At 40.8% G+C, this 8,114-nt stretch carries 5 protein-coding genes and 1 pseudogene; 5 read left to right on the top strand and 1 reads right to left on the bottom strand.

Going from position 1 to position 8,114, the window contains the following annotated elements:
- The coding region (locus tag HU824_RS18545; protein ID WP_255260565.1) for a TraM recognition domain-containing protein at positions 1 to 1,427 on the top strand (1,427 nt) is incomplete at its 5' end.
- Between the two features lie 119 nt (positions 1,428 to 1,546).
- Positions 1,547 to 4,810 carry a DEAD/DEAH box helicase gene (locus HU824_RS18540; RefSeq protein ID WP_176469655.1) on the top strand — a complete coding sequence of 1,088 codons (3,264 nt, stop codon included), beginning with the start codon at positions 1,547 to 1,549 and terminating at the stop codon, positions 4,808 to 4,810.
- Between the two features lie 68 nt (positions 4,811 to 4,878).
- Here HU824_RS18540 and HU824_RS18535 read toward each other — a convergent pair whose 3' ends face one another.
- Positions 4,879 to 5,916 carry a YhcG family protein gene (locus HU824_RS18535; RefSeq protein ID WP_121737303.1) on the bottom strand — a complete coding sequence of 346 codons (1,038 nt, stop codon included), beginning with the start codon at positions 5,914 to 5,916 and terminating at the stop codon, positions 4,879 to 4,881.
- A gap of 215 nt (positions 5,917 to 6,131) precedes the next feature.
- Here HU824_RS18535 and HU824_RS18530 point away from each other — a divergent pair, with 215 nt between their 5' ends.
- The 3 genes and pseudogenes from HU824_RS18530 to HU824_RS18520 form a co-directional block, all read left to right on the top strand.
- The gene (locus HU824_RS18530) at positions 6,132 to 7,436 is read left to right on the top strand and encodes a DUF3945 domain-containing protein (protein WP_176469654.1); all 1,305 of its coding nucleotides are present in this window, start codon (positions 6,132 to 6,134) and stop codon (positions 7,434 to 7,436) included.
- Positions 7,437 to 7,440: 4 nt separating this feature from the next.
- Positions 7,441 to 7,635 carry a hypothetical protein gene (locus HU824_RS18525; RefSeq protein WP_176469653.1) on the top strand — a complete coding sequence of 65 codons (195 nt, stop codon included), beginning with the start codon at positions 7,441 to 7,443 and terminating at the stop codon, positions 7,633 to 7,635.
- A pseudogene (locus HU824_RS18520) lies at positions 7,632 to 7,991 on the top strand (toprim domain-containing protein); the annotation flags it as partial. The gene HU824_RS18525 and the pseudogene HU824_RS18520, both read left to right, overlap by 4 nt.
- Positions 7,992 to 8,114: the final 123 nt, after the last annotated feature.

Below are 8,114 nucleotides of genomic sequence, written 5' to 3'. Positions count from 1 at the left end.
CAAGGCATAGACTGAATATCAAAACGGAGAGCCGGATACGCTGGAAGGTGTACGTCCGGTTCGGAGGCGAGTATTTGGAAACCGGTCATGATTATATGACACGGCGCCGGGTGCTTAGCCTACATTATAAGTTTCCCGATTTGTCGGAAATCGCTTACAATCATTTGCTTAACCACTTGGACGGCTACAAGGTAAAGCCGAAATTTTACGTTATCAACTTTGACGACCCACGCAAGAGCCACCGATGCAATCCGATAAACGCCAGCTTCATGTCGGATATTGCGGATGCCTACGAAGCCAGCTACACGATAATGCTTAACCTCAATCGCTCTTGGATAAGCAAGCAGGGCGACTTCTTCGTGGAAAGCCCGATTATTCTTTTGGCGGCTATAATTTGGTATCTCCGTATCTATCAAGGCGGTAAGTATTGCACGTTCCCCCATGCCATTGAACTGTTGAACAAGAAATACGCCGATGTATTCACCATTTTGCGCAGCTACCCCGAACTGGAAAACTATCTTTCCCCGTTCGTGGATGCTTGGGAAAGTTCGGCAGTTGAACAGTTGCAGGGGCAGATTGCCAGTGCGAAAATCCCGCTTTCAAGGATGATTTCACCTGCCCTTTACTGGGTAATGACAGGTGATGATTTCTCGCTGGACATCAACAACCCGAAAGAGCCTAAAATTTTGGTTGTCGGCAACAATCCTGACCGTCAGAACATCTATTCGGCGGCACTGGGATTATATAACAGCAGAATAGTGAAGCTGATAAACAAGAAAGGTCAGCTTAAAAGTTCGGTGATTATAGACGAGCTGCCAACGATTTATTTTCGTGGGCTTGACAATCTGATTGCCACCGCACGAAGCAACAAGGTAGCGGTTCTGTTAGGCTTTCAGGATTACAGCCAGCTTACCCGTGATTACGGGGACAAGGAAAGCCGGGTGATACAAAATACCGTGGGCAACGTGTTCAGCGGTCAGGTAGTCGGTGAAACGGCAAAAATCCTTTCCGAGCGTTTCGGAAAGGTGTTGCAGAAACGGCAGAGCATGACGATTAACCAACGAGAGAAATCCACCTCGATAAGCACCCAAATGGACAGCCTGATACCTGCCAGCAAAATATCCAACCTCACGCAAGGTATGTTCGTGGGTGCTGTGGCGGACAACTTCGATGAACGGATAGAGCAGAAGATTTTCCACTGCGAAATCGTGGTGGACAATGAAAAGGTAAAACGGGAAACCGCCCGTTACATGAAGTTGCCACAGATAATCGACTTCACCGACAAGGACGGCAACGACCGGATGCAGGAGGAGATACAAGCCAACTATGACCGCATCCGTCAGGAAGTCCGGCAGATAGTCGAAGATGAGATAACTCGGATTAAGAACGACCCGGAATTATGTCACTTGATTAAGGATGAAGAATAAATGGCTGACAATAAGCTTATTTTGTTAAACAATTGCTATATTTGCAATAATGTTTCAAACCATTTAAAAGTCTTACTATTTTTCGTCTGGGATTGTTGGTTTGCTTTAAATTCAAAAATATGGAAATAATAAAATTGCCAAGATTAGAACGGATTGTTTTTCATAAGAAGGGGTGTAATAATATAATAAAGCAAATGATTGCACCTGAGTTTGATTTGCCTTTAAATATTGAAGAAACAAGTAGAAGCTATGTAATAATAAATTATCTTGATGCAAAATACTGCTTAACATGCAATAAGGAAACTTACCCCCAAGATATTACTTATGTACTTCTTACCGACACAAGACCCACCAAAGAGAAGTTAGCTTCATGTTCTGTATGTATAAAATGTTGGTTAAAACATCCTTTGCTAAAAGAATATTCAACAAAAGAGGTTATCCAATCATGGAAAAATGATTTCTTTTTTAAAGAAGAAGACCAAAATAATAACGGACTAAGGCTACCTCAAATAGGAGCTTTACATATGATTCTTGGGCATTTGAAAATGCCGTTAGAAACTGCAACTGTTGTTTTACCTACGGGAACCGGAAAAACAGAAACAATGTTATCCGCTTTAGTTGCTAATCAATGTGAGCGATTGTTAGTTACTGTTCCTTCTAATTCTTTAAGAAATCAGATTTTTGATAAATTTGAATCATTTGGGTTATTAAAATCATTTGGAATAATAGGTGAAAAATCCTTATATCCGATGGTGGGGATTATAAAAGAGAAGTTTGAAACTTCTGATTTATTGAAGAGCTTTTTAGCACAATGTAATGTTATTGTTACAACAATGCAAATACTTACTAGTTGTTCTGATGAAGAACAGAACTTATTTGTGTCTCAATGCTCTCATATTTTTATAGATGAAGCACACCATGTAAAAGCACCATCTTGGAATTTATTCAAAAGTAGATTTCCTGCGGAAAAAGTGATACAATTTACAGCGACCCCATTCAGGAATGATGGACAACGATTAGATGGTAAAATAATTTTTAACTTCCCATTAAAATATGCTCAAGAACAAGGGTATTTTACTAAAATAGATTTTATACCAATAAAAGAGTATGATTCAGATAAAGCTGATGAAATAATAGCAGAAATTGCTGTACAACGGTTACGAGAAGATTTAGTAAAATACAACCATATATTGATGGCTCGTTGTGCTACAAAGGAACGGGCAGAAAAAATTTTTGAAATTTACAAAACGCATACTGACCTCAATCCTGTAATTATATATTCTAATTGTCATGATTATCGAAATGTATATCAGAAGATTCTCCGAAAAGAAGCTAAAATTATAGTTTGTGTAGATATGTTAGGTGAGGGATTTGATTTACCAGAATTAAAAATAGCAGCCTTTCATGATATAAGAAAGAGCCTTCCCGTTACCTTACAATTTGCCGGACGTTTTACTCGTACAAAGTATGATGAAAAACTGGGACATGCTTCTTTTATTGCTAATATTGCTGATTTAGATGTACGTGCTGAATTAGAAGATTTATATGCAGATGGAGCTAACTGGAATCAAATCCTTTCTGATACAAGCTACGAACGAATAGACAATGAAGAGGAATACAAAAATTTAATGGATGGTTTTGAAAATCTAAGCAATTCTAATATTCCGTTTAGTAACATTCATCCAAAATTTAGTGTTGTTGTTTACAAAAACAAGACAAAGTCTTGGTTTCCTAATAATTTCAGCAAAGGAATCCCAGGATTTGAAGATTTACAATATAAATTTCATGATATAAACGCAGGAGAAAAGATACTTGTCATAGTAACAGCAAGAATTGTAAATGTAGAATGGGTAAATCATAAAGATATACAACAATTAGTATGGGACATGATTATTGTTTTTTGGGATACAAAAAATAATCTTCTTTTTATAAATAGTTCAGATAATGGAAGTTTATATAAAGAACTTGCAGAAGCTATTATTGGTGATAAAGACAAGCAACCTGAATTAATTAGAGGTGTAGATGTTTTTAAAGCTTTCCATAATATTAAGCGAACAAAACTAAGAAATGTTGGATTAAAATATTTTATCGGTAAAGATATTCGCTTTAGAATGCATGTTGGATATGATGTTGCAGAAGCATTAAGCCTTGCTGAAAGGCAGAAAGGAGAGAAGGCTTTTGTTGTAGGAAATGGTTTTGAAGGTGGTGAACGAACTAATATCGGGGCTTCTTACAAAGGACGTATTTGGAATGTAATTAAAAAAGGAGATTTGAAAGAATTTAAACAATGGTGCGTCGAATTAGGAGAAAAACTTGTTGATGATTCCATTGATTCCAATCAAATTTTAAAAGAAACCTTGATACCTGAAGCTATTGCAACTATACCTGATATTGCTGCTATTTGCATCGACTGGGATGAAGATATTTATATGGCTCATGAGAATCATTATCGTTTTTCTATTGGTGGTTCAATATCTACTCTTGCAGATACAGACATTCAACTTGAAAAAGAACAATGTGTAAAAGGGAAATTACTGTTTTCGATAATAACAGATTTTAAGAAAGCGGATTTTGAGTTGGAATTGTTCGAAAATGCGAATGGAGATGACCGATATGCAGATTTTAAAATCAATCAAAGAAGTTCTGAGAAAGTAGAAGTTGCTTATGGAAATAAGACAATGACAGGGATCCAGTTTTTTGAAAAATATATTCCAACGATATGGTTTGCTGATGGTTCTGCATTAACGGGAAATGAATATGTCCAATTAAAGCAAATTATAAATGTTTACCCTAAGGATAATATTATTGCATGGAATTGGCAGGGAGTATCATTATGTAATGAATCTCAACAAGTATATCCTAAAATTACTGATTCAATACAATATAAAGTTATTGAAGAACTCAAAAAAGGTGATTTTGATATAATATATGATGATGATTATTCCGGTGAAATTGCTGATGTTATAACGATAAAATTATATCCTGATAAAATTTGTGTGGGGTTGTATCATCTAAAATTTGCAATTGACGGAAGGGTTTCAGATCAAATTAAAAATTTGTACGAAGTGTGTGGACAAGCTCAAAAATCTGTACATTGGAAACATAAAGAAGGAGCTGATTTTTTTAATCATTTACTCAGAAGAGAAAACAAGAGACGAAATGGTTATAGTTGTAGTCGTTTAGAAGTAGGAACAAAACAAGAATTGGAAAAATTACTATCAATTGCTAAGAAAGAAATTCCAATGGAGTATGAAATTTATATTGTGCAACCCGGTTTTTCCAAAACAACTGCTACAAATGAAATTCTGACGTTATTAGGTGTTACTGAAAATTATATAAAAGAAGTAGCAGGAATAAACCTTAAGGTTATAGCTAATCAGTAGTGGAGATTAATTTTCAGTTTCTTAAGTTCTTAAAACTGCCACGCAGCAAGGCTGTTGTGGCAGTTTTCTTATTTTTCGATTAATATTTCTATCTTTTTGGCTATTTCTTCCGATGTCGGTAATAGTTTTTTATAGGCTTCGGGTAATTCGGAAGAAAGGCTATATGTTGCCACCCCGATAGGCATATTGGAACTTTTCAAAGCATACTCCACTATCATGCGGCTTTTGGACTTGCAGATAATAATACCGATAGCCGGATTTTCATGTGGTAATTTCACCGTATCATTCAGTATGTTCAGATAGAACTCCATTTTACCTTTATATTCCGGTTGGAATTCTCCGATTTTCAGTTCTATGGCAATCATAGCTTGTAAACGCCTGTTGTACAGAAGTAAATCTATGAAGTATTCTCTTCCGTCCACTTCCAGTCGATATTGGTTGCCGATGAATGAAAAATCCGTACCGAATTCCATAAGGAATGCACGGATATTCTTAATAATAGCTTGTTCCAGTTCATATTCCGAATGTTCCTCTGCAAGCCCCACAAGGTCAAATGTATATTCATCTTTTAATGCAAGTATGGCTTGGTTCTTAATGTTATCAGGCAGGGTCATATCAAAATTACTTTGTCCAAGCAGATAGTTCTCGTAAGTTTTGGCTTCTATCTTATTAAGAAGGACATTATTAGTCCACCCGTATTTCTTTGTCGCCAATATATAAAATTGTCGTTGCTGGGTTTCCTTACACTTCGTCAGAATGACTATATGTTTTGACCAGCTAATTTCTGCGAGCAATGTTCGCAGAATTTCATCAGACTGATATTCAGTATAAAAACGTGTCATATCCCATATATTCCGTGCGCTAAAACCTTTTATTCCCGGAAATTCTTTCTGTATGTCCCGTGAAAGGTTTTCCACAACAGATTTTCCCCAACCTAATGCCGTCTGTTGCTCGGTAATCCGTTTGCCGACTTCCCAATATAAGGCTATCATTTCTTTGTTTACAGCCTTTAATGCTTCATACTGGGCAGACCTGATACGAGCGGTTATCTCATTTTTGAAGTTGAGATATTCGGGAGATAATATAGAACTGTTTTTCTCTGTCATATTCTGTATGTATAATAACTGGTTACAAAGTTATGTTTTTCTTTGGATTAAGTAATGGATTGTTCCTGCTTTATCACCTCTTTTTAATCCCGACTGGACAAATCGGGACATCGCAGGACAAATTCGGACAGCCCTTGCCGCCCGTCCAAATATAGCATATTTAGTCGCTACCTTTGGGCGGGACTATTCCCGTAACCGCTAAATTTCAATTATTTATGGCAAACAGAATGACCCCGCCCGCAGAGGGGCAGGAAAAAGACGTACTGCTGGTCTTGGATAAACAGCAGGGCAAGGTGAGTGCCGTTAAGGGTATCGACAAGGAGGGCAATTTGCAGACCGTGCCGCCGACACACGGCGGCGAGTTCATGCAGGTGGACAAGAACAGCGATGTGTTCAGCAACTTCATTTCTAATTTCTTCCGCAAGTTCCAGGACACTTCCGGGCTGGAACTGTTCAGCGTCAAGGCTTCCTATGCGGAGCGGGAAGCAAAGGCAATCGAGGACAACCACCGCAACCCTACACCGGAGGGCGACAAGCGGGCTGAAATGCTTCGAGTTCCGAAACCCGACTTCCACGAGTTCAAGCAGGGCTATCGCTTCGACCCGGCAAAAATCGACTGGGAGAACCTGAAAAAAGTCGGCATCACCGCCGACACCCTGAAAAACACGAGGGACTTCGACCGGGTGATGCGTGGCTACAAGTCCCGCAACACCTACACCGTTTCGGGAACGGTGGGCGGCTTCTACCTCAAACCTACCGATGTCAAGCTCTCTTTCTATCAGGCTAAGGACGGCACGGTAGTACCCAAGCTGCACGGCGTGCAACAGGACGAAAAGTTGTTGCAACGCCCGTTTCACGAACACGAGCTCACCAAGCAGGAACAGGGCAACTTGCAAGGCACTGGCAACTTGGGCGGCATCGCCCGAATCAAAGACCCTAAAAACGGCGAGCAAATCCTCGTGTTCGTTAGCCGGGACAGGTACACGCACGAACTGGAATATATGCGGGCTGACAAATGGAAATGCCCCGACACCATTTGCGGCGTGCAAGTCAGCCCGGAGCAGAAAGCCGCCTTTGAAGCCGGACAAGCGGTGAAAATGGAAAACCTGCAATTCAGGGACGGCACACGGCGCAGTGCCTATTTGCAGGTCAGCGCAGTGGAGCGTGGCTTGGAGTTCCTGCCGAGGTCTGCCGTCCAGTTCTTGCAGCAGGGACAACAGCCCGCAGAGCAGCAGGTAGCCGGGTTAAAGGACGGCAAGGGCGTTGAGTTTAACGGTCATGTGCAGCCCGGCGCACAGGGCAAATCCCCCGACAAGGTGCAGCCGAAAGACGTTACCCCCGCCGCCGAGAGCCGGACGCAGGTAGCGGTCAATTCCGGGGGCAAGACCAACGAAGCCACCAAGCAGGGCAAAGAGCCGTTGAAACAGGGTCAGGACAAGCCCACCGCCAAACAGAAAGAGAAGCAGGACAAGAGCCTGAAAGCGGACAAACCCAAGAAGTCCAAAGGAATGAAATTATAAAGGTATGCAACTAATCTATATTATAGCTATTCCGCTTGTCATCCTGATTTTCTTCACAGTCCTTTCTTTAAAAACCGACTGGAAAGAAATAGACAGGCACAACCGCCAGTATTACGTGGGCGGCTACCATATTTATTATGACCGTAAAATTTTACGGAAAATCAAGTCAGTAACAAACCATAAAAAAGAAACAATATGATTGCATTAATAGCAGAGAAGCCCAGCGTGGCAAAAGACATCGCCCGCATCATCGGTGCGACCCAGCGTAATGACGGTTATCTTTCCGGCAACGGGTATATGGTGACATGGGCGTTCGGCCACTTAATCCAGCTTGCCATGCCGGAAGCCTACGGCGTGGCGAACTTCCGCAGGGAGAGCCTGCCCATACTGCCGCCCGATTTCCAGCTAATCCCCCGTCAGGTGAAAGCGGAGAAAGGCTACAAGGCAGACCCCGGCGTGCTGAAACAGTTGAAAGTGATAAAGGAAGTGTTCGACCAATGCGACCGGATTATTGTCGCCACCGATGCCGGACGTGAGGGCGAATTGATACACCGCTAGTGCGCCCATAAGGCTGCATAATAAATATCTCTTTAGCAAGAGATTAGGTTCGTGTTCTTCGAGATAATAACCTACTACCAACCGACTTATCCGGCGGGGAAACCCAATGGGGAGTGTAGC

The organism is Bacteroides sp. L10-4, from assembly GCF_013373675.1.
Classification (GTDB): Bacteria; Bacteroidota; Bacteroidia; order Bacteroidales; family Bacteroidaceae; genus Bacteroides; species Bacteroides muris.
The sequence above is the reverse complement of the archived record's forward strand: the minus strand, read 5'-3'. Positions and strand labels throughout refer to the sequence as shown.